Origin of the sequence: Litoreibacter albidus, assembly GCF_900107015.1 — a bacterium.
GTDB classification, from domain to species: Bacteria; Pseudomonadota; Alphaproteobacteria; order Rhodobacterales; family Rhodobacteraceae; genus Litoreibacter; species Litoreibacter albidus.
In genome coordinates, this window is the sequence record NZ_FNOI01000002.1 from 41,354 (window position 1) to 64,473 (window position 23,120).

27 protein-coding genes are annotated in these 23,120 nt (G+C 59.5%); 11 read left to right on the forward strand and 16 right to left on the reverse strand.

Going from position 1 to position 23,120, the window contains the following annotated elements; genetic code table 11:
- Positions 1-30: 30 nt before the first annotated feature.
- Positions 31-384 carry a DNA-directed RNA polymerase subunit omega gene (gene rpoZ, locus BLW66_RS05155; RefSeq protein WP_089945792.1) on the reverse strand — a complete coding sequence of 118 codons (354 nt, stop codon included), beginning with the start codon at positions 382-384 and terminating at the stop codon, positions 31-33.
- Positions 385-472: 88 nt separating this feature from the next.
- Entirely contained in the window at positions 473-1,063 is a 591-nt protein-coding gene (gene folK / locus BLW66_RS05160; RefSeq protein WP_089945794.1) for a 2-amino-4-hydroxy-6-hydroxymethyldihydropteridine diphosphokinase, read from the reverse strand.
- A 94-nt stretch (positions 1,064-1,157) separates the two neighbouring features.
- Between folK and BLW66_RS05165 the strand changes: the two genes are divergently transcribed.
- Entirely contained in the window at positions 1,158-1,739 is a 582-nt protein-coding gene (locus tag BLW66_RS05165) for a LabA-like NYN domain-containing protein (RefSeq protein WP_089945796.1), read from the forward strand.
- Positions 1,740-1,846: 107 nt separating this feature from the next.
- On the opposite strand, the gene BLW66_RS05170 is transcribed toward BLW66_RS05165, so the two are convergent.
- Complete coding sequence (locus BLW66_RS05170) at positions 1,847-2,278, reverse strand: c-type cytochrome (RefSeq protein ID WP_089945798.1); 432 nt, start codon at positions 2,276-2,278, stop codon at positions 1,847-1,849.
- Positions 2,279-2,425: 147 nt separating this feature from the next.
- Here BLW66_RS05170 and ispH point away from each other — a divergent pair, with 147 nt between their 5' ends.
- From ispH to BLW66_RS05190, 4 genes are read left to right on the forward strand one after another with little or no spacing between them, the layout of a single operon-like run.
- Complete coding sequence (gene ispH / locus BLW66_RS05175; protein WP_089945800.1) at positions 2,426-3,376, forward strand: 4-hydroxy-3-methylbut-2-enyl diphosphate reductase; 951 nt, start codon at positions 2,426-2,428, stop codon at positions 3,374-3,376.
- 38 nt (positions 3,377-3,414) lie between these two features.
- A complete protein-coding gene (locus BLW66_RS05180; RefSeq protein WP_089945802.1) occupies positions 3,415-4,005 on the forward strand; it encodes a class I SAM-dependent methyltransferase in 591 nt (196 codons plus the stop codon).
- Entirely contained in the window at positions 3,998-4,447 is a 450-nt protein-coding gene (gene rnhA, locus BLW66_RS05185) for a ribonuclease HI (RefSeq protein WP_089945803.1), read from the forward strand. Before BLW66_RS05180 ends, rnhA begins: the two co-directional genes overlap by 8 nt.
- Positions 4,444-5,064, forward strand: a complete 621-nt coding sequence (locus BLW66_RS05190) for a trimeric intracellular cation channel family protein (protein WP_089945805.1) — start codon at positions 4,444-4,446, stop codon at positions 5,062-5,064. The genes rnhA and BLW66_RS05190 overlap by 4 nt, the downstream gene beginning before the upstream one ends.
- Positions 5,065-5,068: 4 nt before the next feature.
- Here the strand turns inward: BLW66_RS05190 and fmt are convergent, their stop codons facing one another.
- Genes fmt through def (BLW66_RS05210) form a run of 4 tightly spaced genes read right to left on the reverse strand, consistent with a single transcriptional unit; the run spans position 5,069 to position 7,438 of the window.
- Positions 5,069-5,977, reverse strand: coding sequence for a methionyl-tRNA formyltransferase (gene fmt / locus BLW66_RS05195; protein ID WP_089945807.1), 909 nt, complete (start codon positions 5,975-5,977; stop codon positions 5,069-5,071).
- Positions 5,974-6,468 (reverse strand): peptide deformylase, encoded by a 495-nt coding sequence (gene def / locus BLW66_RS05200; protein ID WP_089945809.1) that lies wholly within the window; start codon positions 6,466-6,468, stop codon positions 5,974-5,976. The genes fmt and def (BLW66_RS05200) overlap by 4 nt, the downstream gene beginning before the upstream one ends.
- Positions 6,465-6,920, reverse strand: coding sequence for a peptide deformylase (def, locus tag BLW66_RS05205; RefSeq protein WP_244508557.1), 456 nt, complete (start codon positions 6,918-6,920; stop codon positions 6,465-6,467). Before def (BLW66_RS05205) ends, def (BLW66_RS05200) begins: the two co-directional genes overlap by 4 nt.
- Positions 6,920-7,438, reverse strand: a complete 519-nt coding sequence (def, locus tag BLW66_RS05210) for a peptide deformylase (RefSeq protein WP_089945812.1) — start codon at positions 7,436-7,438, stop codon at positions 6,920-6,922. The genes def (BLW66_RS05205) and def (BLW66_RS05210) overlap by 1 nt, the downstream gene beginning before the upstream one ends.
- Before the next feature lie 101 nt (positions 7,439-7,539).
- Between def (BLW66_RS05210) and BLW66_RS05215 the strand changes: the two genes are divergently transcribed.
- Both BLW66_RS05215 and BLW66_RS05220 read left to right on the forward strand, forming a co-directional pair.
- On the forward strand, positions 7,540-8,196 hold the full coding sequence (locus tag BLW66_RS05215) for a hypothetical protein (protein ID WP_139254524.1): 657 nt from the start codon (positions 7,540-7,542) through the stop codon (positions 8,194-8,196).
- A gap of 120 nt (positions 8,197-8,316) precedes the next feature.
- On the forward strand, positions 8,317-9,486 hold the full coding sequence (locus tag BLW66_RS05220; protein WP_089945816.1) for a MalY/PatB family protein: 1,170 nt from the start codon (positions 8,317-8,319) through the stop codon (positions 9,484-9,486).
- Between the two features lie 5 nt (positions 9,487-9,491).
- Here the strand turns inward: BLW66_RS05220 and BLW66_RS05225 are convergent, their stop codons facing one another.
- Positions 9,492-11,999, reverse strand: coding sequence for an ABC transporter permease (locus BLW66_RS05225; RefSeq protein ID WP_089945817.1), 2,508 nt, complete (start codon positions 11,997-11,999; stop codon positions 9,492-9,494).
- Positions 11,996-12,691 (reverse strand): ABC transporter ATP-binding protein, encoded by a 696-nt coding sequence (locus BLW66_RS05230; protein ID WP_089945819.1) that lies wholly within the window; start codon positions 12,689-12,691, stop codon positions 11,996-11,998. Before BLW66_RS05230 ends, BLW66_RS05225 begins: the two co-directional genes overlap by 4 nt.
- A 49-nt stretch (positions 12,692-12,740) precedes the next feature.
- Between BLW66_RS05230 and BLW66_RS05235 the strand changes: the two genes are divergently transcribed.
- Together BLW66_RS05235 and BLW66_RS05240 are read left to right on the forward strand one after the other, a co-directional pair.
- Complete coding sequence (locus BLW66_RS05235; protein WP_244508558.1) at positions 12,741-13,466, forward strand: arylesterase; 726 nt, start codon at positions 12,741-12,743, stop codon at positions 13,464-13,466.
- Positions 13,467-13,632: 166 nt separating this feature from the next.
- Positions 13,633-14,589 carry an L-malyl-CoA/beta-methylmalyl-CoA lyase gene (locus BLW66_RS05240; RefSeq protein WP_089945821.1) on the forward strand — a complete coding sequence of 319 codons (957 nt, stop codon included), beginning with the start codon at positions 13,633-13,635 and terminating at the stop codon, positions 14,587-14,589.
- A gap of 42 nt (positions 14,590-14,631) precedes the next feature.
- Here the strand turns inward: BLW66_RS05240 and BLW66_RS05245 are convergent, their stop codons facing one another.
- A complete protein-coding gene (locus BLW66_RS05245; RefSeq protein ID WP_089945823.1) occupies positions 14,632-15,468 on the reverse strand; it encodes an AraC family transcriptional regulator in 837 nt (278 codons plus the stop codon).
- A gap of 117 nt (positions 15,469-15,585) precedes the next feature.
- On the opposite strand from BLW66_RS05245, the gene BLW66_RS05250 reads away from it, so the two are divergent.
- Entirely contained in the window at positions 15,586-16,548 is a 963-nt protein-coding gene (locus BLW66_RS05250) for an acetyl-CoA carboxylase carboxyltransferase subunit alpha (RefSeq protein WP_089945826.1), read from the forward strand.
- Between the two features lie 17 nt (positions 16,549-16,565).
- On the opposite strand, the gene BLW66_RS05255 is transcribed toward BLW66_RS05250, so the two are convergent.
- Genes BLW66_RS05255 through BLW66_RS17855 form a run of 5 tightly spaced genes read right to left on the reverse strand, consistent with a single transcriptional unit; the run spans position 16,566 to position 19,664 of the window.
- Positions 16,566-17,165: a pyridoxamine 5'-phosphate oxidase family protein gene (locus tag BLW66_RS05255; protein WP_089945828.1), complete on the reverse strand. Its 600-nt coding sequence runs from the start codon at positions 17,163-17,165 to the stop codon at positions 16,566-16,568.
- Positions 17,166-17,903 (reverse strand): lysophospholipid acyltransferase family protein, encoded by a 738-nt coding sequence (locus BLW66_RS05260; RefSeq protein ID WP_089945830.1) that lies wholly within the window; start codon positions 17,901-17,903, stop codon positions 17,166-17,168. It lies immediately after the preceding gene.
- 2 nt (positions 17,904-17,905) lie between these two features.
- On the reverse strand, positions 17,906-18,829 hold the full coding sequence (locus BLW66_RS05265) for a cell division protein FtsX (RefSeq protein ID WP_425283323.1): 924 nt from the start codon (positions 18,827-18,829) through the stop codon (positions 17,906-17,908).
- Positions 18,826-19,503: a cell division ATP-binding protein FtsE gene (locus tag BLW66_RS05270; RefSeq protein ID WP_089945832.1), complete on the reverse strand. Its 678-nt coding sequence runs from the start codon at positions 19,501-19,503 to the stop codon at positions 18,826-18,828. The genes BLW66_RS05265 and BLW66_RS05270 overlap by 4 nt, the downstream gene beginning before the upstream one ends.
- Entirely contained in the window at positions 19,503-19,664 is a 162-nt protein-coding gene (locus tag BLW66_RS17855) for a hypothetical protein (protein WP_170833401.1), read from the reverse strand. Before BLW66_RS17855 ends, BLW66_RS05270 begins: the two co-directional genes overlap by 1 nt.
- Here BLW66_RS17855 and BLW66_RS05275 point away from each other — a divergent pair.
- Positions 19,663-20,514: a zinc-ribbon domain-containing protein gene (locus BLW66_RS05275; protein WP_170833402.1), complete on the forward strand. Its 852-nt coding sequence runs from the start codon at positions 19,663-19,665 to the stop codon at positions 20,512-20,514. The genes BLW66_RS17855 and BLW66_RS05275 overlap by 2 nt on opposite strands.
- 2 nt (positions 20,515-20,516) lie before the next feature.
- On the opposite strand, the gene BLW66_RS05280 is transcribed toward BLW66_RS05275, so the two are convergent.
- A complete protein-coding gene (locus BLW66_RS05280; RefSeq protein ID WP_089945835.1) occupies positions 20,517-23,099 on the reverse strand; it encodes a TIGR02302 family protein in 2,583 nt (860 codons plus the stop codon).
- Between the last annotated feature and the right edge of the window lie 21 nt (positions 23,100-23,120).

Genomic DNA, 23,120 nt, shown 5'->3' on the forward strand with positions numbered 1-23,120 from the left:
CCGTGTGGTCCGTCGCCATTCTTGAGGGCCTTATTTAGGCCCTTGTGCTTCCATCAAGGCCCGCAGCAGCTTCTCTTCGGACATGTCGTCTTCAGCAGGCTTGTCCTGCTCAACGCCCATCAGAAGCGCCATAGCGTCTTCTTCTGGCTCATCCACTTCGATCTGCGTTTGGTTGCTTTCGATCATGCGCTCGCGCAGCTCGTCAGCAGTTTGGGTCTCGTCTGCGATCTCGCGCAGCGAAACGACTGGGTTTTTATCGTTGTCACGATCCACAGTCAGGGCACCACCAGCCGCGATTTCGCGGGCACGATGGGACGCAAGCATAACCAGCTCAAAGCGGTTAGGAACTTTGTCTACGCAATCTTCAACCGTCACGCGGGCCATTGGGGACTCCAGTCATTCACAGGGGATGTCAGACCGCACAATTAGGACCGTTGACAGCTAAATACAACCTCAAAACCCGCCATATCTATCAGTTCAAAGGGCAAATCGCGTCTTTTTCCGCCTGCGGCAACGCAGACAGAAGGCTCTGCAACGTCTGCGACGTGATTGGATGCACCCAGTTAGGCACGATGTCCGCCAAAGGAATCAGCACGAACGCACGGTCTTGAATGCGCGGGTGCGGTAAAATCAACTGCTCCGGCGTGTCCTTGAGTTGTCGATCCAGCGGGAGCTGCGCCCAATGCGTCACCGTGTCGGCATCAGGACACACCAGCCCGGCGTAGTCCAGCAGGTCCAGATCCAGCGTACGCGCGGCCCAGCGCACCTCACGGACCCTATCAAAACGGGCCTCGACGTCGTGAAGATGGGCCAACAATGCCTCTGCCGAAAGGCTGGTCGCTACGGTTATCGCGGCGTTGACATAGTCGGGCCCGCTGTTCGCCGGAAAGGCAGGGCTTTGGTAAAAGCGGCTCTCCGCCACAACGTCAACCGAATCGCAAGAAACCGCCGTCTTTACCTCTTGCAGCGTGATTTTAGGCGACCCTGAGCTTGACGTCACGTTACTACCCAGCGCAACATGGGCTATTATCAGCTCTTTGCGACCCTCCTTGGGTTGCGGCATAAGCATTTTTCCTTATGTTCGTTGAAGCGCGTTCGCCTGCGCCCTTCACTCGGGGATTATTAGTTGGGCTGAACGATTATCGGAAGGACATTTAATGTTTTATAAAGACGAACGGTTGGCGCTGTTTATAGACGGGTCGAATCTATACGCCGCAGCCAAGTCTTTGGGGTTCGACATTGACTACAAGCTCCTCAGACACGAGTTCATGCGTCGCGGCAAAATGCTTCGCGCGTTCTACTACACAGCACTACTAGAGAACGACGACTATTCCCCCATACGGCCACTTGTCGATTGGCTGCACTACAATGGGTTCACGATGGTCACAAAACCGGCCAAAGAGTACACGGACCGCGAAGGTCGGCGTAAGGTCAAAGGCAACATGGATATCGAACTCGCTGTCGATGCCATGGAGCTAGCGCCGCACGTCGATCACATCGTGATCTTCTCCGGCGACGGTGATTTCCGCCCTCTTATCGAAGCTATCCAGCGCAAAGGTGTGCGCGTATCGGTCGTGTCGACGATCCGGTCCAACCCGCCAATGATCTCTGATGAACTCCGCCGTCAGGCTGACAACTTCATCGAGCTGGACGAGTTGCGTGACGTCATAGGTCGCCCCCCTCGGGAAGGTGATGTAGGCTTCGCGCGCGAGCCGAGGGAACGCGAAACAACTGAATAATCGTAAAACGCCGGGGCAATGCTCCGGCGTTTTGCTTTTCTAACCCTTAGCGCTGCGGTTTATGTGCTCCCAAGCAGCACGCAGGGAAGATGGCCGGTCCTACTGGCCTACTGACTCATCGCGGTGTGGCGCTCTTGGATTTCAGCGGGCCAAGTGCTTTTGATGTACGCGAGGACAGCCTTAATCTGCGCATCGGTAAGCTCATCCTCGAACCCGCGCATATCGCTTTCGTAGGTGCCCCCGACTAACGCTTCCGTTCCGTATTTGGTTATCGCGAACAGCTGCTCGTCGGCGTGGTGCCACGTGTGGCCAGAGGCATCATGCGGTGGGGCTGGCAATTTGCCGTCAGGGCCCCGCTCGCGCCAATTCTCTTGGCCTTCCAGATTGGTGCCATGGCACGCCGCACAAGCACCGTCGTAGATCAACTTCCCCTCACCAATGATGTTCGGGTCGGCAGAAGGCTTCAGCCACTGCGCGTCCGCGCTTTGCGCGGTTAGCGCCATTAGCAGGGCCAAGCCCACAGTCATCTTTCGCTTCATATCTTTGGTCGCTCCTTGCTTGGAGTCGCCTTATCCAGCTTCCAGCGGGTGGAGGGTCAACAACCTAAAAACACAACTTTCCGCGAGGCGACACTGGACCCCACGCCGCCCAACCCCTAATTCAGGACCAAGCAGGAGCGCCCAACCATGACCAAATCCCCCCTCACCTTGTATCTCGCCGCGCCGCGCGGCTTTTGCGCTGGCGTCGACCGCGCCATCAAGATTGTTGAGATGGCACTGAGCAAGTGGGGCGCGCCCGTCTATGTGCGCCACGAAATTGTGCACAATAAATACGTGGTCGACGCCCTGCGCGATCAAGGCGCAGTGTTCGTGGAAGAGTTGGACGAATGCCCCGACGACCGCCCCGTGATTTTCTCCGCGCATGGGGTGCCCAAAGCGGTTCCGGCCGCCGCTGCCAAACGCGAAATGATATATGTGGACGCGACATGCCCGCTCGTCTCCAAAGTCCATATCGAGGCCGAACGCCATCACGCCAACGGTCTACAGATGGTCATGATCGGCCACGCAGGTCACCCCGAAACAGTCGGCACTATGGGGCAGCTCCCTGAAGGGGAAGTGATCTTGGTAGAAACCGCAGACGACGTTGCGAGCATCGCGCCGCGCGATCCGAACAAACTAGCCTTTATCACCCAGACCACCCTATCCGTCGATGACACCGCCGACGTGGTCGCGGCACTGAACGCCCGCTTCCCCGCGATCATCGGACCGCACAAAGAAGACATCTGCTACGCCACCACCAACCGCCAAGAAGCGGTCAAAGCGATGGCCACGAAGACCAAAGCGATGCTTGTCATCGGCGCGCCGAACTCCTCCAACTCCAAGCGACTCGTCGAAGTTGGCGCAAAAGCTGGCTGCTCTTATGCGCAACTGGTGCAACGCGCGGCGGACATTGACTGGCGGGCGTTAGAAGGGATCGACAGCATCGGGATCACCGCCGGCGCATCCGCGCCAGAGGTGCTAATCAACGAGGTCATCGACGCCTTCAAAGATCGCTACGACGTGACCGAGGAAGTCATCGAGACCGCGGTTGAGAACGTCGAGTTCAAGGTCCCCCGCGTGCTGCGAACACCCGCTTGATCAACCTGCTCTAACCATATTCCAAACGGTATTCATTCATGAGCGACCAAGAAACACTCAAAGCCTACGCCTCCAAGGCACAGGACTACGCAAATCTGGTTTCTAGAACCGAGCCTGATGGTGACTTACAAGCCTTCCTCGACGCCATCCCGCAAGGCGGACGAGTGCTTGACCTTGGCTGTGGCCCGGGAAACTCCGCAAGGATGATGTCAGAGGCAGGTTTGCAGGTCCAAGCCACCGACGCCTCTCCTGAAATGGTTGCGATTGCCAAGGAACGCCACGGGGTGAACGCGCAAGTTCAAAGCTTCGATGAGCTTTCCGCGCAAAACCTCTACGACGGCATTTGGGCAAACTTCTCTCTCCTCCACGCGCCCCGCGCCGACATGCCCCGCCATTTGGCCGCCATTCATAGAGCCCTGAAACCAGGCGGTTTGCTGCATCTTGGCCTCAAAACAGGAAACTCAGAGGAGCGCGACGAAGCCGGTCGGTTCTACGTATACTACACAGAAGCCGAACTTCGCGATCTGCTGAGCGACGCAGGCTTCAAACTCAACACCATTCGCCACGGCGAAATGCCCGGCCTCGTACGCGGGCCTGAACCCTTCATGATTGTGACCGCCCATGCCTGATCTATTTGCCTACACTGACGGCGCTTGCTCCGGAAACCCCGGACCGGGCGGCTGGGGTGCCATCTTGATTGCACGCGAAGGCGGCGCAGTTGTCAAAGAGCTGGAACTCAAGGGCGGCGAGGCCAACACCACCAACAACCGCATGGAAATGCTCGCCGCGATCAACGTGCTGGAAACGCTGAGCCGCGCATCAGAGCTGACCGTCGTGACCGATAGCTCTTACGTCAAAGACGGGATCACCAAGTGGATCCATGGCTGGAAGGCAAAGGGCTGGAAGAAAAAGGGCGGCGAGATCAAGAACATTGATCTGTGGAAGCGCTTGGACGACGCGCAAGCCCGTCACCGCGTCAAATGGGAGTGGGTCAAAGGCCACGCTGGCCACCCCGAGAACGAGCGCGCCGATGAGTTGGCGCGCGCTGGCATGGCGCCGTACAAGAAATGACCGCACTGGCCCTGCTCGATTATGCGTCCGTTTTTGTATTCGCGCTAACCGGCGCGCTGGTCGCCAGCCGTGCACAACTTGATATCGTGGGGTTCGTGTTTATTGCTTGCCTCACCGCTGTTGGGGGCGGCACGGTGCGCGACATCATTTTGGACCGCGAGGTCTTCTGGATCAGCAACCCAAGTATCATCATGGTCGCATCAGCCGCTGCATTCGTGGTGTTCTTCACGGCACACCTGCTGGAATCCCGCTACCGCACAATCCTGTGGATCGACGCCTTGGCGCTTGCGGTAGCTGTGCCCGCGGGCGTGGCCGCCGCGATTGCGGTTGGGGCGGTTTGGCCGATCGTGCTTATCATGGGGGTAGCGACCGGCTGTTTTGGCGGCCTGATGCGCGATGTTGTGTGTAACGAGGTCCCACTCGTCCTGAAACAAGGGGAGCTATACGTGACCTGCGCGTTCGTTGGGGCGGGCGCAGCCTTGGCGTTGTTGTACCTAGGTCAACCACTGTCCGTCGCCCTCATCGGCTGCGCGGGGGCGACGCTTGTTCTGCGCATGGGATCGCTGGCCTTCGGGTGGAGTTTGCCCGTCTACAAAAGCCGCCCACCGCGCGTGTAGCGCCCTAGGTGAATCTGTCGGGCGGCGTCCAGCCAAGTAAAACACTCGCGGCGCTCGCCGCTTTTTTGCCCGCGCGTTGCAGCTCATGCACTGTGATGGCACCTTCACCGCAGCCTACGACCAGTGCATCACCAACCGCATCTACCGCCCCAGCGGTAAGCTTCGCGGTAGCCTGCGAAGCGCGAAGCAGTTTGATCCGCTCGCCATCGGCCTCCGTCCATGCACCGGGGAACGGTGACAGGCCATTTATCTGGCGTGCAATCTCCGAAGCACTTCGCGACCAATCAACACGGGCCTCTGCCTTGTCGATTTTGGAAGCATAGGTCACGCCCTCCTCCGGCTGCAGCTCCGGTTTCAAAGAGGGCAATTCCGCGACCGCATCGACGATCATCCGCGCGCCCATCTGGCTCAATCGATCATGAAGCTGGCCAGTGGTCTCGCCCTCCGCGATCGGGGTCTCTTCGCGTAGCAACACGGGGCCGGTATCCAAGCCCGCCTCCATCTGCATTATGCAAACGCCCGTATGCGTGTCCCCCGCCATAATCGCGCGGTGGATCGGGGCAGCGCCCCGCCAACGTGGCAACAAGGACGCGTGTATATTCAGGCAGCCGTGCTCCGGCGCATCCAAGATGGCTTGCGGCAGTATAAGCCCATAGGCGACCACAACAGCGATGTCGGCACCTAGGGCCGCAAACTCGGCTTGTTCCCCCGCGCCCTTCAAGGACACAGGATGACGCACACTCAGGCCCAGCTCTTCTGCCCGTGCTTGCACGGGCGACGGGCGGTCCTTCTTGCCGCGACCAGCTGGGCGCGGCGGTTGGGAATACACGGCAACAACCTCATGGCCTGCATCAACTAATGCATCCAGCACGGGAACCGAAAACTCTGGCGTGCCCATAAACACAAGCTTCATCGTGCCAACTTCCTCGCCTTCTTAATCAACATCTCGCGCCTGGTGCGGCTAAGGTGGTCAAAATACATTTTGCCTTTGAGGTGGTCGATCTGGTGCTGGGCCGAGGTTGCCCAAATGCCCACGAAATCGCGCTCTTCCATGTCACCGGATACGTTCATAAAACGCACCGTCACAGCACGGGGGCGCTCAATGACCGCCGACACACCTGGCAGGTTCGGGGAAGCCTCTTCATGCTCGCGCAACTGGGCACTTGCATGAAGCACCTCAGGATTTGCCATAAGCACGGCCTGTCCACGCTGGTCCGAGGCGTCCACCACGGCCAAACGCTGCATCACCCCAATCTGCACGGCGGCCAGCCCGACGCCCGGCATGGCGTCCATCGTCTCAACCATGTCCGCCCAAATAGCCTTGGTCTCATCCGTCACTTCTGTCACGTCTTGCGCAATACTGCGCAGCCGCTTGTCCGGCCACATTACGTAGTCACGCTTCATGGTTGGTCCTCGTAATCCAAAATCAAGACCCCATCGAGGTGGTCCATTTCATGCTGAATGCACGCGGCCTCGAAGCCCTCGAACGCGCCACGTTTTTGGGCGCCAGTTTCGTCAATCCACATCACTTCAACCCGCTCTGGCCTCTCGACCCAAACAGGGTGATCCGCGATGGATAAACAGCCCTCTTCGTTGCGCTGCAACTTGGCAGACCGCGATAGATACTCAGGGTTGATCATGACGACAGGGCTGCGCGTGCCTTCTTTCCAGGTGCAGTCCATCACGAACAAGCGAATGGCTTGCCCCACCTGCGGCGCGGCAAGTCCGCGCCCCGTTGCCGCATACATCGCGTCAAACATATCGGCGATCAGATTGCGCGTTTGCGCGACATCCAGCACCGGTTGGCACAGTTGGCGCAACACAGGATCGGGGTGCTGCACGATGGAGAGTCCCATCAGCTTCGCGCCATTTCACGTTTTAGCTTCACCATCTTGCGGGTGATCAGCTGCCGTTTTAGCGGGCGCAGATAGTCGATGAAAAGCTTACCCTCAAGGTGATCAATCTCGTGCTGAACGCATGTCGCCCAAAGCCCGCCAAAGGTTTCCTCGCAGGCCTCGCCGTCACGATCCATCCACCGGACGGTTACATCCGCAGGGCGTGTCACATCCGCGTATTGCTCCGGTATGGACAGGCACCCTTCCTCGTAGGTGTTCTGCTCATCTGAAGAGGCCACAACCTCAGGGTTGAACATCACCATAGGACGCGGGGTGTCCCCCTCGTTTTTCTCGCAGTCCAGCACGATCAGCCGATCCATGATGCCGATTTGCGGCGCGGCCAAACCAATGCCCGGCGCGTCATACATGGTTTCCAGCATGTCATCTGCCAAAGCCCGAAGCGCGTCAGAGACGTCAGCAACGGGCGCAGCCACTTTTTTCAGACGCGGGTCGGGGTGGATCAAAATAGAGCGTTTCATGCCGCCCAGATAGCGCTTTCACGTGTGCGGAACAAGGGCATCCGGCCGCAAGCTTGACGCCACATCTACCCCCATCTAATTTGCCGGTGGGGGCTATACACATGGGATATCCCGCCATGCGCATTGCCGAAGACCTAGCCTTAGCCCGTTGGATCAACGCCACGTTAGGCGTCGTCGGGATTACAACCGCCGGTTCGGGTCGCTGGCTTGCAGAGTATTTTGATGGAACGCCCTTCGTGTATTGGGCGCTCGGCGGAGCGACCTTTCTGACGGCCCTGCTGTTTCAGGGCTTTCTCTACAGACCGCTTCCCTCCGTGACATCACCGGATGAGATTGCGGATTCGCGACATCGGAGTTTAGTTCATGTCACCATCGCGACTGTGGGTACGTGGCTATACGTATTGGGCGGGGCGATGGTTTGGGCACAACCTTTCGGTGCAATGCTGGTCATTGGCGGGGGCTTAATGCTTCTGGGTGTATTCACAGGGCTAAGGGGCGGGCTTCCACTGCTACGCTTAGCACGCTTTGCACGGACTGACCCAACGCTGACCAGCGACTATGCGAAAACAAGCCAACAGCTGTCCTGCCGGAATGCGTATCTGGTCGGCCTGCAGTTCGCGCTGGTACTTGCCCTGCTTGCCTCACGGAACATGGTGGAGCTACACGCCAGCACTGCCGCTTTCGCGATCACCGCCACGATGGTCCTCACCCAAGTTACAACACTCGCATGGCGCGAATGGACGCGCGACGACGCTTAAACAGGCGGCTCGTGTAGCAATCGCTGGAAATTCAGCCAGCTAAGGTCCGCGCGAACATTGACCCTTGCAGCCCAACGGGAAACCCGCAACTTTGCACTGACCAACAAGGAGAGCTGATCCATGAGTTTCGACACCCAAATTGACCGCCGCGGCACCCATTGTGTGAAATGGGACAGCATGGAGACCCTTTACGGGGTATCGCCAGACGAAGGCATCGCAATGTGGGTCGCCGATATGGAGTTCCAGCCCCCTCAATGTGTCAAAGACGCCATCCAGAAGATGTCCGACCACGGCATATACGGCTACTTTGGCGACGACAGCGCCTATCGCGCGGCGATCCAATGGTGGATGAAGACGCGCCACAATTGGGCGTTGGACACGGACCACATCTTCACAACACATGGGTTGGTCAATGGCACCGCGATGTGTGTCGATGCCTTCACCGCACCGGGCGACGGCATTGTGCTGTTTACCCCTGTTTACCACGCCTTCGCCAAAGTCATCAAAGCGGCGGGCCGCGAGGTCGTAGAATGCGAGCTGGTAAACACTAACGGTCGCTACGAGATGGATTTCGACGCCTACGACGCTAAAATGACCGGCAATGAAACCATGCTAATCCTCTGCTCCCCTCATAACCCCGGCGGGCGGGTTTGGAGCAAGGGCGAACTACAGGCCGTCGCGGCCTTTGCCAAGCGACACGATCTGATCCTTGTGTCCGACGAAATCCACCACGACCTTGTCTACTCGGGCAACACGCATATTCCGATGGCGAACTTGTCGGGTATCGAGGATCGTCTCGTGATGATGACCGCGACGACCAAGACCTTCAATATCGCGGGCTCTCACTCGGGCAACGTGATCATTGCGGACCCTGATCTGCGCGCCCGATTTGCCGCGCGTATGGCCGCACTTGGCCTGAGCCCGAACAGCTTCGGGTTGTTTATGGCAACCGCAGCCTATTCCCCCGAGGGCGCGGCGTGGGTCGATGAGTTGGTCAATTATCTCGACACCAATCGCAAGATTTTCGATGCGGGCATCAATGCCATTCCAGGCCTGTCATCCATGCGGATGGAATCGACGTATTTGGCGTGGGTCGACTTCTCCGGCACCGGCATGAGCCGTCGGGAATTCACCGACCGCACACAGAACGCCGCCAAGATCGCTGCCAACCACGGGCCAACATTCGGCACCGGCGGCGAAGACTTCTTGCGCTTCAACATCGCAGCCCCACGGGCGGTCGTCGAAGACGCCGTGGCCCGCATGCAGGCCGCGTTTTCAGACCTGCAGTAAAGAGTTTACTCGCGGGCGCGCAACACGCGCGCTGGCCGCGTTGCCAACGGACGCCATGCGAACATGAGCCCAGTTGCCAACGTGGCCAGTATGCCGCCGAGTATGATCGTAACCGCCGAGCCGTACGCGACTTGGAACTCTGTCTCCATCACGAAGACCGAGACAGCCCAGCCCGCCGCAACGCCCGCAACAAGAGCGATCACGCCCGCCGTCAAACCCAACAACGCGGAGCGTAACGCAAAGTTGGCCAATACCGCAGCCCGCGATGCGCCCAACGTCTTCAGCACAGCCCCCTCATAGACCCGCGCTTTCTCGCCAGCCGCCGCGGTGCCGATCAGCACAATCGCCCCTGTGAACAGCGTCGCAAGCGCACCATATGTGATGGCAGCCGCAATACCCTCCAATACTTCGCTCACGCGGTTAATTGCGTCCCGAACGCGAATTGCGGTGATGTTTGGATAGGTCTTTGCCATGTCGCGCAGGATGGCGCCTTCGTCAGCCTCTTGCGCATAGATAGTGGCGATATGCGTATGCGGAGCCCCGCTAAGCGCGGCCGCGTTCATCGACAGTACGAACCCTAAGCCGCCAGTCGAAAAATCGACTTCTCGGAAGCTGGTAATCGTCGCGGTGATGTCGCGCCCTAAGACGTTCACCGTCAGGTCGTCACCCAGTTTCAAGCCGATCTCGGCAGCCTCTTCAGCAGCAAAACTGATCTGCGGGGGGCCGTCATACCCTTCACCCCACCATGATCCTTCAGTGATTTTCGTACCCGCTGGCAACGCATCAGCATAGGTCACGCCGCGGTCACCGCGCACAACCCAGTGATCGCCCGCGACCTCCGTTGCGGGGCGGTCGTTTATCCGCGTGATTACCCCGCGCAACATCGGTGCGCTCTCGACCTTTGAGACGCTGGGGCGCGCGGTCAGCGATGCCACCAATGGCTCCAATTGGTCCGGCTGCACATCCACCACAAAATAACTCGGCGCGACATCGGGCAGATCGCCTGCAATTGCATTGCGAAGGTTCCAGTCAATTTGCCCAACGGCCGCTAAGACAGACAGCCCTAACCCGAGTGACACTACTACAGCCTGCGCATCGCGCCCTGGCCCACCTACGGCCCCCAACGCAAAACGTAGCGTTTTGAACCCGCGTAGCCGCCGCGCCGCAACCCGCGCCAGCCCCCTGACGCCAAGCGCCGCCAGAACCAGCAACACGAACGCCGCGACGATACCAGCGGCGGCCCAAAGCGTGAGAACCACTAAGCCGGACAACCACGCCGCCGCGCCAATAAGCGCGGCAAAAAGCAGGCCGCACACGGCGATCCATAGCGGCCTTGGCCAGCCCTTGATGCCACTTTGTGCGTCCCTGAACAGGGCGGCGGCGCGGATGTGTTCCGCCTGCCCCAACGGCCAAAGGGTAAACACAGCCGCAGCCAACGCGCCATAAAGCGCCGCCTCCGCCAAAGGCCGCACGCGAAGCGCTAAATCAACAGGGACCGGCAAACTAGCCTCGATAATCGGCCCAAACGCCAAGGGTAGGAGACCGCCCAAAACCAGTCCCATCACAATGCCCAGTGCCGCCAACGCACCCACTTGCAGGAGGTACACCTGAAACACCAATGCGCCCGACGCGCCGAGGCTGCGAAGGGTGGCGATGACTTCCGTTTTACCTGCCAAGTAAGCCCTTACAGCCGCCGACACACCTACGCCACCGACCGCCAATCCGGTGAGGCCAACCAGTACAAGAAAGGCCGACAACCGCTCCACGAAACGCGAGATCCCGGGCGCGCCATTGCGCCTGTCGCGCCAGCGAAAGCCAGTGCCTTCCAGCACGGTCTCGGCCTCGGCTTGCGCCGCGTCCAGATCCAGCCCTTCTAGTGTTTTTATCCGGTATTCTGTTTCGAACAGTGTCCCCGGTGCCAACAACCCTGCGGACGTCAATTCTTGACTGGCCACGAGCGTCGGCGGCCCCAAAGAAAACCCGGCCCCAGCACTGTCGGGCATCCGCTCTAATGCGGCAGTAACAATGAACTCCGTCGCCCCCAGCTTCACATGATCGCCTATATCAAGGCCCAGCCGCGCCAGCAGCACCGGATCAACCGCAGCGCCCGGCATCCCGTCGCGCCCTGCAAGAGCTTGTTGCACGGTCATCTTCGGATTTAGCGTCACCTCGCCATACAGCGGATACATATCGTCGGCGCCTTTTACCTGCGTCAACGCGCGCTCATCTCCAGCTGCCAGCATGGACCGAAAGTCGACGATCTCTGACACACTGCCCAAACCCTCGAAAAACGCGCGCTCCTCTGGTTCGGCAAAACGGTAGGTTAACTGCACCTCAGCGTCCCCTCCCAGAATCACGGCGCCCTGTTCGGTCAATCCGGCCTCAATCGCGCTGCGCACGGTGCCAATGGCCGCGATTGCGGCCACACCTAATGTCAGACAAGCAAGAAACACCCAGAAGCCCCGCAGCCCTCCACGCAGTTCACGGCGCGCGATCCGCCATGCAAGCGTCATTGCGCTGCCACCGCCAGAGTGTCGCTAAGCACTTGACCATCCCGAAGCTGGACAACACGGTCGCACCGCGACGCTAGCTCTGGGGCGTGGGTCACCAGGATCAAGGTCGCGCCGTATTTGTCACGCAGGTCAAACAGCAAGTCCATGACCATCGCACCAGTCGCGGCATCCAGATTTCCGGTTGGTTCATCTGCGAGTAAAATCTTCGGTCGTCCGACCACAGCGCGTGCCAATGCAACGCGTTGCTGCTCACCGCCGGACATTTGTGACGGGTAGTGATCGCCACGCGCACCCAAGCCCACAGCTTCCAGTTCAAGCGCTGCGCGCCCGAAGGCATCCGCCTCCCCTGCCAGCTCCAGCGGCAAAGCCACGTTTTCCAAAGCCGTCATCGTAGGAATAAGATGGAAAGATTGGAACACGACCCCCATATTGTCTCTACGAAAGCGTGCCAGCCCGTCCTCCCCCATGGGCGTTAGATTTTGGCCAAGCACGGATATAAGACCCGATGTGGCGCTCTCAAGCCCGCCCATCACCATTAGGAGAGACGATTTGCCTGACCCAGATGCGCCCGTAAGCCCCAAGGTTTCACCCGCTTCGACATCCAGCGTGATGCCTTTGAGGATCTCGACCACCCCCGCATTTCCGTCCAAAGACAGTGTCACATCTTTCAGGCGCATCACGGGGTCGGTCATTTCTTGGTCCTTGGGCTTGAGGCAACCTCTCTTAGATAGCCCGTTGCGGGTGCTACGCAACCTCACGATTGCATCAGCACTGGCCAGCCCAGCCGTTGCGGAGCCAGTAACCATCGCAGCGCTCGGCGATAGCCTAACCCAAGGTTACGGACTAGCACCCGAAGATGGCTTCGTCCCCCAACTGCAAAACTGGCTGACGGTCAACGGCGCAGACGTGGTGTTGATCAACGCGGGCGTCTCAGGGGACACCACTGCTGGTGGCCTATCCCGTGTCGACTGGACCCTGACGCCAGAGGTTGATGCGGTGATCGTCGCCTTGGGCGGGAACGACGTGCTGCGCGGCCTGCCGCCATCGCAAGCTCGCTCAAACATTGACGCCATTTTGACCAAAATCGCCGCGCGCGATCTGCCCGTGTTGCTGGCGGGGATCGACACGCCCAACAACTACGGCCCCGACTACAAAGCGGAGTTCGACGCGCTCTATAGTGAGTTGGCCAGCAAGCACGGAGCATTGTTGGTGCCGGACTTTCTAGGTGGCCTGACCCGCATCGAGGATCGCGCGATGGTGATGCGTGAGCACATGCAAGGCGATGCGATCCATCCGAATGCCTCCGGCGTTGCCCTAATCGTGGAGGCTATCGGTCCGAAAGTTTTGGAACTTATTGAACGCGTTCAGGCTCCAACTCAGCAAAGCGGATTGCCCAAGAGCGATAGGTATTATTCCAGTGGCGACCGTGCCGGATCAGATTTTTTCTGGTGTTGTCCCAATTGTTGAAGCCTCGGCGGGATGCGCACCTACACTCCATAGCGCCCAAAAGCTTTGCCAACAGCCGGGAATAAAATCACGCCTTCGCCGCAGCGCAGCGCTTGCGAAGCGTCGCGCAATATCATATCAACAGGAAGGACATATACGAAACATCCTTACTTGACGGTGATCACACATGAGCTTCCGCTTGCAACCTGCCTCCCCCGCACGCCCGAACCGCTGCCAGCTTTTCGGCCCTGGATCGCGCACCGCACTGTTCGAGAAGATGGCCGCGTCCGCTGCGGACGTCATCAATCTTGATCTTGAAGACTCCGTCGCACCGACCGACAAAGACATCGCGCGCGCGAACGTCATTCAGGCGACACATGACGTCGACTGGGGGAACAAATATCTGTCGGTGCGCATCAACGGCCTCGATACCCCCTACTGGTACCGCGATGTCGTCGACCTGCTAGAACAATCCTCTGAGCGCCTTGACCAGATCATGATCCCGAAAGTCGGCTGCGCCGCGGACATCTACGCCGTCGATGCTCTTGTCACCGCGATTGAGGCCGCGAAGGGCCGCAAGAAGAAAATCACTTTCGAAGTCATCATCGAGAGCGCCGCCGGCATTGCCCACGCAGAAGAAATTGCCGCCTCCTCACCGCGGTTGCAGGCGATGTCGCTCGGGGCGGCGGACTTCGCGGCCTCCATGGGCATGCAAACGACTGGCATCGGCGGCACGCAAGACAACTATTACATGCTCCACGGCGGCGTTCAGCATTGGTCCGATCCTTGGCACTGGGCGCAGGCCAAAATCGTGGCAGCGGCGCGCACCCACGGGGTCCTTCCCGTGGACGGGCCGTTCGGCGACTTTTCAGATGACGATGGCTTTCGCGCCCAAGCGCGCCGCTCTGCGGTGCTGGGTATGGTCGGGAAGTGGGCGATCCATCCGAAGCAAATCGCACTGTCGAACGAGGTGTTCACCCCCTCCGACGAACAAGTCGGCGAGGCCCGCGAAATCCTTGCTGCTATGGAAACGGCAAAGGCCAACGGCGAAGGTGCCACCGTCTACAAGGGCCGCCTAGTCGACATCGCGTCAATCAAACAAGCCGAGGTCATCGTATCCCAGTTCGAGATGATCAACGGCTAGCCCAAAAGGGCCGCCCTGATACCTCAGGAGCGGCCCGAACCACTACTTCAGCGGAAGGCAAACCTCGGTCAACAAATCTTCCGGGGCCGTGTCCGTCGGATCGTTGAGGTACACCTCCATCGCTGGCGCGTCGCGCGGTTCTTGCCCACTTTCGGGCAACCACACACCGTATAGGTAATCGTAGCCCGCTTTCAGACCTGAATATGGCCCTTTGAATGTCATCACGGCCACGCGGCCCGCGCTGACGGGTAGGTCTTCCATGTCGTCTGGCATGTCAAAATCTGCCCCCACCAAAATCCCCGCGTGACTGCGCAGCTCTGCCTCCGCTACGGCACTCGGGTCATCGTAATAAACCCCCGCCATACCTCGCGCCTGCGGCCAAAGCCCCCGCGACGAAAACATCGCAGCTAGCGCCTGAAACTTGCCGCCTATCTCCATATAAGGGCCGATATGCGGTAGTGCCGCCATACGGCCTTCGGGGCGGGTCTCGATCTTTACTGGATACATTGCATGTTCTCCTTGTTGGCTATGTGACCGTGGCGACATCAACGCGCCACGTCGGCGAAACGCTGCCGGAGTGAGACCAAACCCGTCCCGAAAAGCCCGCGCAAAGCTCGCGGCGTTGCTGTAGCCACAGCGTTCCGCCACCTGTGCCACTGGCCAATCCTTTTGCACCAGCCAGCACGCGGCGCGGTGCAGCCTGACGCGCCGCACCGCGTCTGCGCAAGTTTCACCGGTCATGCCGTGAAATACGCGGTGCCAATGAAAGCGGCTCATCGCTGCGATATCTGCAAGCGCATCCAACGACAGATCTCCCGCGGGGTTATCATGAATGTATTCCATCACGCGAAGCAGGCGGGCTTCGTAAGGGTTGGCCATTGTCTTCTCCGTCACCTCTCCCGTTCTGAACTACCTTAACGCTAACTCACAAATCTTGCTGAGTTGCATCTGCCGCAAACCATGGTCATATAACGCCCAAGCAATCTGGAGTCCCCTATGACCAATTACCTTGAGTTCGAAAAGCCGCTTGCCGAGATAGAAGGCAAAGCCGAAGAGCTGCGTGCGATGGCCCGCGAGAACGAGGAAATGGACATTGAGAAAGAAGCCGCCGCCCTTGATCGCAAGGCGGCGGACCTGCTTAAGGAGCTTTACAAAGACCTAACGCCATGGCGCAAATGTCTGGTCGCACGTCACCCGAACCGCCCACACTGCAAAGACTACATTGAGGCGTTATTTGACGAGTACACGCCACTGGCCGGTGATCGAAACTTCGCCGATGACCACGCGGTCATGGGCGGCTTGGCCCGCCTCGGGGACCGTTCCGTTATGGTGATCGGCCACGAGAAGGGCAATGATACCAAGTCCCGCATTGAGCGTAACTTCGGCATGGCCCGTCCGGAAGGCTACCGCAAGGCGATCCGCCTGATGGATATCGCACACCGGTTCAACCTGCCTGTCGTTACACTTGTAGACACACCCGGCGCTTACCCTGGCAAAGGCGCGGAAGAGCGCGGGCAGTCTGAAGCCATCGCCCGATCCACCCAGAAGTGCCTAGAAATCGGCGTGCCTTTGGTATCGGTTGTGATTGGTGAAGGCGGCTCCGGCGGGGCAATTGCATTTGCCACCGCCAACCGCGTGGCCATGCTGGAACACTCGATCTACTCGGTCATCAGCCCAGAGGGCTGCGCATCTATCTTGTGGAAAGATGCCGAAAAAATGCGCGAAGCCGCTGAAGCTTTGCGTCTCACCGCTCAAGATCTCAAACAATTGGGTGTGTGCGATCGTATCATCCCAGAGCCGATCGGGGGGGCGCAACGCGACGCGCAATCCGCCATCGCAGGTGTCGGCAAAGCCTTGGGTGAGATGATTGACGAGCTGTCCAAATTGGACAGCGCCGCGCTGATCAAAGACCGCCGCAGCAAATACCTACAACTGGGGTCAAAAGGCCTCGCGGCCTGACCCATGCCGCCGCGCTATCACCACATCGTGGTCTTGGCGCGGTCACCCCACTCGGCATCGTAGGACGCCCCGTCAAAGCCGTCTTTTAGCTCCGCGAGCATCTCACCTACGGACGGCACCGCCAGCCGCTCCATGCCCTGCCACAGGTTCGCGCGCATAATGGCGCGGGCACATTGGGAATAAACCTCCCCAATCCTCACGACAATAACGGCACGCGGCATCCGGCCCTTATCATCGAAGCGAGCGCGCAGGTCTTCATCCAAGGTCACCCCTGCCGTTCCGTTCACGCGCACCACATTGTCGGACCCTGGAACCATGAACATGAGTGACACTCGAGGATCGCGCACAATATTGCGCAGGCTGTCAATGCGGTTGTTCCCCCTCCAATCTGGAATCGCAAGCGTGGAAGGATTCAGTTCCATCACTACGGGACCATCGTCACCGCGCGGGGAGCCGTCCACGCCTTCCGGCCCGACGGTAGACAAAACACAAAAACGCGCAGCTTCAATCCACTTGCGGTAACTTGGGGTAAGTCTGTCGGCGACCTTGATCAACGACGCCTCTGCTGGCGTGCCATATGCGGCTTCTAATGCAGCAATATCCGTCAGATACTCCATCTACGCGTCCACACTGGAGAACCCTGCTTCCTCCAACAGTCGATCCGAGGCAGATTCGACCTCTGTCTCCAATTGGGTAAGGAAGTTTTCCTTCGACAGGCCGGGTGCAATGGGGGGCAAGAACTCGACGACAGCAGTGCCCGGTGCGCGGTACACGCCGCGACGCGGCCAAAAAACGCCTGCGTTCGTTGCCACGGGATAACAGGGTTGCCCCAACTGCTTATAAAGGACCGCTGTTCCCACCTTGTAGGGTTTCTTCACACCGGGGGCCAAGCGCGTCCCTTGGGAGTATATAACAAGCTGTCCGGGCAACTTGTCGCCCTTCTCTACGTCGGCGAGCATTTTGGATATTGCCGCGCCGCGCTTGCCACGGTTCACGGGAATGCAGCCGATACGGTAGGCGTAGGCGCCCAGTATCGGAGCATAGAGAAGAATTGCTTTCATGATGAACTTCCCGCGCGGGATGGCATCGTAAATCATGATGATATCTAAAAACGACTGGTGCTTTGCGGCCACCAGTACCTCGTCAGTTGGTGGCGTGCCGCGCACTTCGCAGCGCAGCCCGATCATCCAACCTGCCGTCCATTTTACATAGCGACAGTACCCGTGGCAGGCCGCAACCGCGCCCTGCGGGCTAATGATCGCCCACGGCAGATAGACAATCGCATACACTGGCATGGCGAGATACATCGACATGTTAAACAGCAAAGAGCGGATCCACTGCACGGCGTACTTCATAGTCATGTTACCTCATTCAACGTGCGCAGCGCCGCGCTACGTGTGGCCCAGAATGCCACCAAAGCCGCCAGCAGCGGGATCGTCAACGGCCAAAGCCAGTGCCACCCTTGGAAACCCAAGCCGGTCAGGAAGGCACCCTCGTCTGCCGCACTGGGCAGCAAGACTATGGCTAGGCATCCCGCAACAGTTCCGACAAACGCGCCGAGCAGGGCGCGGATCGTGAACCGGCGCACAAAGGCTCGCGCGATGTAAACGTCGCGTGCGCCCACCAGCCGCGTGACCCTTATCACCTGCGCGTTGGCGGCCAGCGCCGCGCGTGCCGCTAGCGTAATCATCGCGCCCGTTGACAGCGCGATCAACGCAATCGCGACCCAGCCCAAGCTGCGCAACCTGTTTGCCGCAGATACCAATGGTCGCCGCCACCGCGTGTGATCGTCCAAGAAAGCGCCTGGCGCCTCCCCCGCCAGACGCAGTCGCAGTCCGGCCGCGTCGTAGCCGTTCTCATCCTCGACCACTTCTATCAGCCTTGGGATCGGCAGGTCTTCCAGCGGCAAATCGGGCCCGAACCATGGCTCCAGCAAAAGCATCTGCTCTTCTTCTGACATGATCCGCGACCGCAAAACGCCCGGCGTCGTGCGCAACACTTCTTGCGCGGCCAACGTCTGCGCTTCAATCTCCTCAAGCGGGGCGGAAATGCGCACTGTCGACGTCTGCGCAAGTTCACTCGCCCAACGCTCCGCCAATCGACCCGTCGCCAATGACAGCGCAAGTGCGAAAACGGCAAGGAAGGCCATCGCCCCTGCCGTAAAAGTTGTTAACGTAGCGGTGAAGCCCGTCGGCGGCACAACGCGGTCCGCCGCGCGGTCACCCCCAGCGATTTCGGCAGCGGCCGTCAGCACACCTTGTATTTTGACCAGAATGCTCACAGGTCTGCCCCCGCAAGTTGCAGGCGCTTATCCTTGATCCGCAGCACCCGCGCGGAGACTTGCGCCTTGGTTGTGCGAATAAGGTTCAGATCGTGCGTTGCGACCAGAACCGATTTGCCCATTTTGTTAAGCTCGATCAGCAGCGACATAAGGCGCTGCGACATTTCCCAATCGACGTTGCCAGTGGGTTCATCCGCCAAAATGACGTCAGGCCCCATGATCACCGCGCGGGCCAAGGCCGCGCGCTGACGCTCCCCGCCTGACAGCTCGGGCGGCAACTGATTTTGTTGCTTGGTCAAGCCAACCCAGCTGATCAAATCGGAGAGGTTTTGGCTTTCCGCAGCCACATCGCGCCCCGAGACCGTCAACGGTAGTGCTATGTTTTCTGCCACCGACAGGTGGTCCAGAAACTGACACTCCTGATGCACCACGCCAATTCGGCGACGGGCGAGCGCAATCTGATCACGCCCGAGTGCCGCAACATCCTGCCCGAATACCTGCACCAAGCCTTTTGACGCCGCTAGCTCCATATAGCACAGCTTCAAGAATGTGGATTTTCCCGCACCCGACGGGCCGGTCAAAAAATGAAAAGATCCCGATTGCAGCCGCAGAGAAATGTCGGTCAGCAAGTCGCCCCCGCCATAGCTGTAGGCTACGTTTTCCAGTTCGATCACTACGGAAGCTCCAAAATTGATTGCGCAACAATTACGCCATAGGCGGCAACAGTTGCAATCAATTGGAAACAACAATGCTTGGAATACGCTTTTCCACAGGCTAAGACTTGATGAGATATGAGGCGCGCCAAGGCTTTAGCGCGCGAAAGCGGGGTTTTCATGCGGCTGGTTTGCCCAAATTGTGATGCAGAATATGAAGTCGACGACAGCCTCGTTCCGGCTGAAGGCAGGGACGTGCAATGCTCCAACTGCACGACGACTTGGTTCCAACCTGGCCCCGAGCCCCACGATGACGCCGCCAAGCCAGACGCCCCTGCGCCAGCGACAGAAGATGAAGCTGTAACGGAACCCGACGACGATGCAGACGCGGCAGCGCTTGCCGCAGCAACAGCCGCGACCGCGGGGCTGACACCGCGCAAACCATCCATAGACCCCGACGCACTGGACATCATTCACGAAGAGGTCGCCAGAGAAACCGCAGCCCGCAATGCGGAGACGGCTGGCATTGAGACGCAACCCAATCTGGGGCTGGACGACACAGACTCCGAGGTTCGGGCATCCGCCGCGCGTGACCGCATGGCACGGCGGCGTGGCTTGGACCCGCAAAGCTCGACGATTGAAGACGACGATGAGGCCTTGGCGGCCGCCCCTCGCCGCGAGGACCCGCACGCGAAGAAAGAGCTGTTCCCAGACATCGAAGAGATCAACTCCACCTTGTCACCAGAGGCCGCCGAAGCTGAAGCCGAAGCAGCCCGTATTGCAGCGGAAGGTGGCGACGCGATCGAAAGCCAGCGCAGCGGGTTCCGGCTCGGCTTTGGTTCAATGCTGCTGTTGGCGGTGTGCCTTCTGGTGCTCTATGCCTATGCGCCACAGATAGCGCAGCGTCTGCCGTTCCTCGCGGAGCCTTTGGCGAGCTATGTCGAGATGGTCGATGGCCTGCGAACATGGCTGGATGTCGCGACGCAGGAACTCGTTGAGAAAATAGGCGCCACCCTAGACGGCCAGCCCTAGCTTCAAAACTGATCGAGCAGCCGCTTCAGGTAATCACGCTCAACTTCGGGGCGGCCCTGTTCGCCGGACCTGCGGCGAATTTCGTCCAACAACTCGCGCGATCTGCGCTGCGCATCCTCCCCCTGCAACATTTGTTCATCGGACCCTATAGCGCCGTTTGATCCCTGCTCGCGTCCTAGCGGGTCGCGATTTTGACGTGACGCCTGCCCTTGTGGGCGTCCTTGCTCCTGCGCCCCATCCCGCTGTTCTTGCGCCATGGCTTCGCTCAGGCTACGCATGCCCTCGCGTAGCGCTTCCATCGCATCGGATTGCGCGCCTAAAGCTTCGGCGGTCTGATCATCGCGGAGCGCCTGCTCCGCACGGTCCATCGCTTCGCCCGCACGGTCCAGTGCCTCGCGCGCGGCATCGCCCTCTGGCGTACCCTTACCGGGCAGGCTGCGTTGCTGGCGCTCTAGCTCATCACGTAGGTCTTGCTGACGGTCCGCGAGGGAGCGGTTCTCATCACCGCCTTGGGGTTGCTGATTGCCCTGACCTTGCTGGCCATCCTGCTCGCCGCCCTGTTCTCCGCTTTCACCCTCATGGCTTTGACCGCGGCCCTGACCGCCGTTGCGCCCTTCGTTGCCCTCGCTCTCGCCAGTTTGGGCGTTCGGGTTGAACTGTTCTTGAAGGTCGCGAAACGCGTCATCGCTCAGTCCCTGCTGTTCGCGCAGTGAGTCCTGCAACCCTTCCATTGCTTGTTGGCCAGGACTTTGCTGGCCTTCGCCGCCTTCGCCCTGCGCGACATCCATGTTCTTCATCATTTCCATAAGTTGGTCGAGCAAGGCTTGCGCCTCGGCCATTTTGCCCTCTTCCATCAGGCGCTGAATTTCATCCAGCATCTGTTGAAGCTGATCTTCCGTGACCTCTTGCTGCTCACCTTGGGCCTGTTGTTGCCCTTCGTCGTTCTGCCCCTCTTGGGCCAGTTGTTCCATATACTGCTGCATCGCTTCACTAAGCTCTTGCATCAGCTCTGCGATTTCTTCGTTCGTCGCGCCGTCTTTCATCGCGTCCGACAAACGATCCTGCGCGCGCTGAAGCCGCTCCAACGCGTCGGACAATCGGCCATCTTCAAGAAGCGTGGCGGCCTGCCACAGCATGTCCGCGACCTCTGCTTGCTTTTCATCAGAGATCCCAAACCGCGTTGCCAACTCCAGACGCGTGATTGCCATGCGTACGGTCAGGTAAGCCAATTCGCTGGAGAAAAACCCCTCGGGGTCATAGGTGATCGTGCGCAGCACCTGCCCGATACGTTTCGCGTTAGCGCGCGACCACAGCAAGTCACGGCGCTGCTCCACCAAGGCTTTGGCGATAGGTTGGAAAAACCGCCGCCCCGGAAGCTCTGTCGAGACGACCGTGTTAGAGCTGGCCTGATCTGCGATATCCGTGACCGACAGCGCGATGGTGACCGGCAGTCCTGACCACGGGTGTTCGGACAAGTTCTCAATAAGGCGTTCGTCGAAACTGTCCCTGTCGCCCGCGATCGGCATCGGCAGATCAAGTACGATGTCCTCACGCGGCTCTGGTGCCACGACCAAGCCGTAGCGTCTGTCGACCGACGCCAGATCAAGCGACACGGTCGCCGTGCCCCGCTCTACGCCGTAATCGTCTGACGCGGAGAACGGCAACTCCATTTCGCCATCAAGCTTACGCGACACTTCTCCAACGGCGCTAACCGTCGGAGGTGCATCCGATTGAGCGGTGATTTGCCACTCTGCAATATCGTCGCCCTCAATTCGAATAACGCCGTCTTGCTGAATGACTTTCGTGAAGGCCGTTTTCGGCGCTTCGCCCTCGACATTTGGGACACCCGACACCGTCTCCGACAATGTCAGACTTCCAACCTGCCCGTAGAGGCGCACCGTTAGATCGCTGCCTTTCGGCACCGTCAGCTCCGATACTTTGACGTCGTTCAGGTATAGGCTGGGTTTGCCCGTGTAGCTGGGTGGCTCAATCCACACTTCCCACGCGGGTCCGGCGGCAACAGCCCGTCCTAGCCCGCGCGCCGCGAGATCATCAAGGGGGCCACTACGCCACAAACTGCCAGAGCCGAGTGTGACCACCAAAAGCAGCAGCGCCACATACCTGAGCGCATATGGATCCTGCTTTGACACCCGCAGATCGGGCGCGACCGCTTTAGCCTCGCCCAGCCGCGCTTGCATTCTTGCCTTATGCGCAAGCCATATGGCCTTGGACGCATCGTCGCCCGCCCCCAGTGCTTGGTGGTCCATCGCCGCAGTAACCGGACGCCCGGGCATAGTGCGGTCGATCCTGTCCAGCGCGTCACCCCAACGCGGCATCTGAAACTTGCGCCACGCGTAAACCAAACTGGCAAGAAGGCCCGAGGCACACGTAACAGCGATTAACCCAAGAACGGGCAGCCCAACGGACATTGCACCGACCAGAACAAACGCGACGACACTGAGGAACAAAGCGGTCCAAAAAGGCCAGAATGCGTAGGTCACCCTCTCAGCCCACAGCCCCGCCAGCGTGAGCCGTGCGGGCCACTTCAAAGCGGAGAGGTCTAGATTGGTGTCAGGTTCGCGCATCAAGTCATCCTGAGAGGGCAA

Bases quoted from the DNA above. Each gene is read 5' to 3' on its own strand.
- BLW66_RS05230 (WP_089945819.1), bottom strand. From the start codon at position 12,691: ATGACCGACCCCGTGATGCGCCTGAAAGATGTGACACTGTCTTTGGAC.
- def (WP_089945812.1), bottom strand. From the start codon at position 7,438: ATGAAACGCTCTATTTTGATCCACCCCGACCCGCGTCTGAAAAAAGTG.
- rnhA (WP_089945803.1), top strand. From the start codon at position 3,998: ATGCCTGATCTATTTGCCTACACTGACGGCGCTTGCTCCGGAAACCCC.
- BLW66_RS05225 (WP_089945817.1), bottom strand. From the start codon at position 11,999: ATGACGCTTGCATGGCGGATCGCGCGCCGTGAACTGCGTGGAGGGCTG.
- ispH (WP_089945800.1), top strand. From the start codon at position 2,426: ATGACCAAATCCCCCCTCACCTTGTATCTCGCCGCGCCGCGCGGCTTT.
- BLW66_RS05245 (WP_089945823.1), bottom strand. From the start codon at position 15,468: ATGGCCAACCCTTACGAAGCCCGCCTGCTTCGCGTGATGGAATACATT.
- folK (WP_089945794.1), bottom strand. From the start codon at position 1,063: ATGCCGCAACCCAAGGAGGGTCGCAAAGAGCTGATAATAGCCCATGTT.
- BLW66_RS05190 (WP_089945805.1), top strand. From the start codon at position 4,444: ATGACCGCACTGGCCCTGCTCGATTATGCGTCCGTTTTTGTATTCGCG.
- fmt (WP_089945807.1), bottom strand. From the start codon at position 5,977: ATGAAGCTTGTGTTTATGGGCACGCCAGAGTTTTCGGTTCCCGTGCTG.
- def (WP_244508557.1), bottom strand. From the start codon at position 6,920: ATGGGACTCTCCATCGTGCAGCACCCCGATCCTGTGTTGCGCCAACTG.
- BLW66_RS05275 (WP_170833402.1), top strand. From the start codon at position 19,663: ATGCGGCTGGTTTGCCCAAATTGTGATGCAGAATATGAAGTCGACGAC.
- BLW66_RS05165 (WP_089945796.1), top strand. From the start codon at position 1,158: ATGTTTTATAAAGACGAACGGTTGGCGCTGTTTATAGACGGGTCGAAT.
- BLW66_RS17855 (WP_170833401.1), bottom strand. From the start codon at position 19,664: ATGAAAACCCCGCTTTCGCGCGCTAAAGCCTTGGCGCGCCTCATATCT.
- BLW66_RS05170 (WP_089945798.1), bottom strand. From the start codon at position 2,278: ATGAAGCGAAAGATGACTGTGGGCTTGGCCCTGCTAATGGCGCTAACC.
- BLW66_RS05220 (WP_089945816.1), top strand. From the start codon at position 8,317: ATGAGTTTCGACACCCAAATTGACCGCCGCGGCACCCATTGTGTGAAA.
- BLW66_RS05180 (WP_089945802.1), top strand. From the start codon at position 3,415: ATGAGCGACCAAGAAACACTCAAAGCCTACGCCTCCAAGGCACAGGAC.
- BLW66_RS05280 (WP_089945835.1), bottom strand. From the start codon at position 23,099: ATGCGCGAACCTGACACCAATCTAGACCTCTCCGCTTTGAAGTGGCCC.
- def (WP_089945809.1), bottom strand. From the start codon at position 6,468: ATGAAGCGTGACTACGTAATGTGGCCGGACAAGCGGCTGCGCAGTATT.
- BLW66_RS05255 (WP_089945828.1), bottom strand. From the start codon at position 17,165: ATGGAGTATCTGACGGATATTGCTGCATTAGAAGCCGCATATGGCACG.
- BLW66_RS05250 (WP_089945826.1), top strand. From the start codon at position 15,586: ATGACCAATTACCTTGAGTTCGAAAAGCCGCTTGCCGAGATAGAAGGC.
- BLW66_RS05215 (WP_139254524.1), top strand. From the start codon at position 7,540: ATGGGATATCCCGCCATGCGCATTGCCGAAGACCTAGCCTTAGCCCGT.
- BLW66_RS05240 (WP_089945821.1), top strand. From the start codon at position 13,633: ATGAGCTTCCGCTTGCAACCTGCCTCCCCCGCACGCCCGAACCGCTGC.
- BLW66_RS05260 (WP_089945830.1), bottom strand. From the start codon at position 17,903: ATGAAGTACGCCGTGCAGTGGATCCGCTCTTTGCTGTTTAACATGTCG.
- rpoZ (WP_089945792.1), bottom strand. From the start codon at position 384: ATGGCCCGCGTGACGGTTGAAGATTGCGTAGACAAAGTTCCTAACCGC.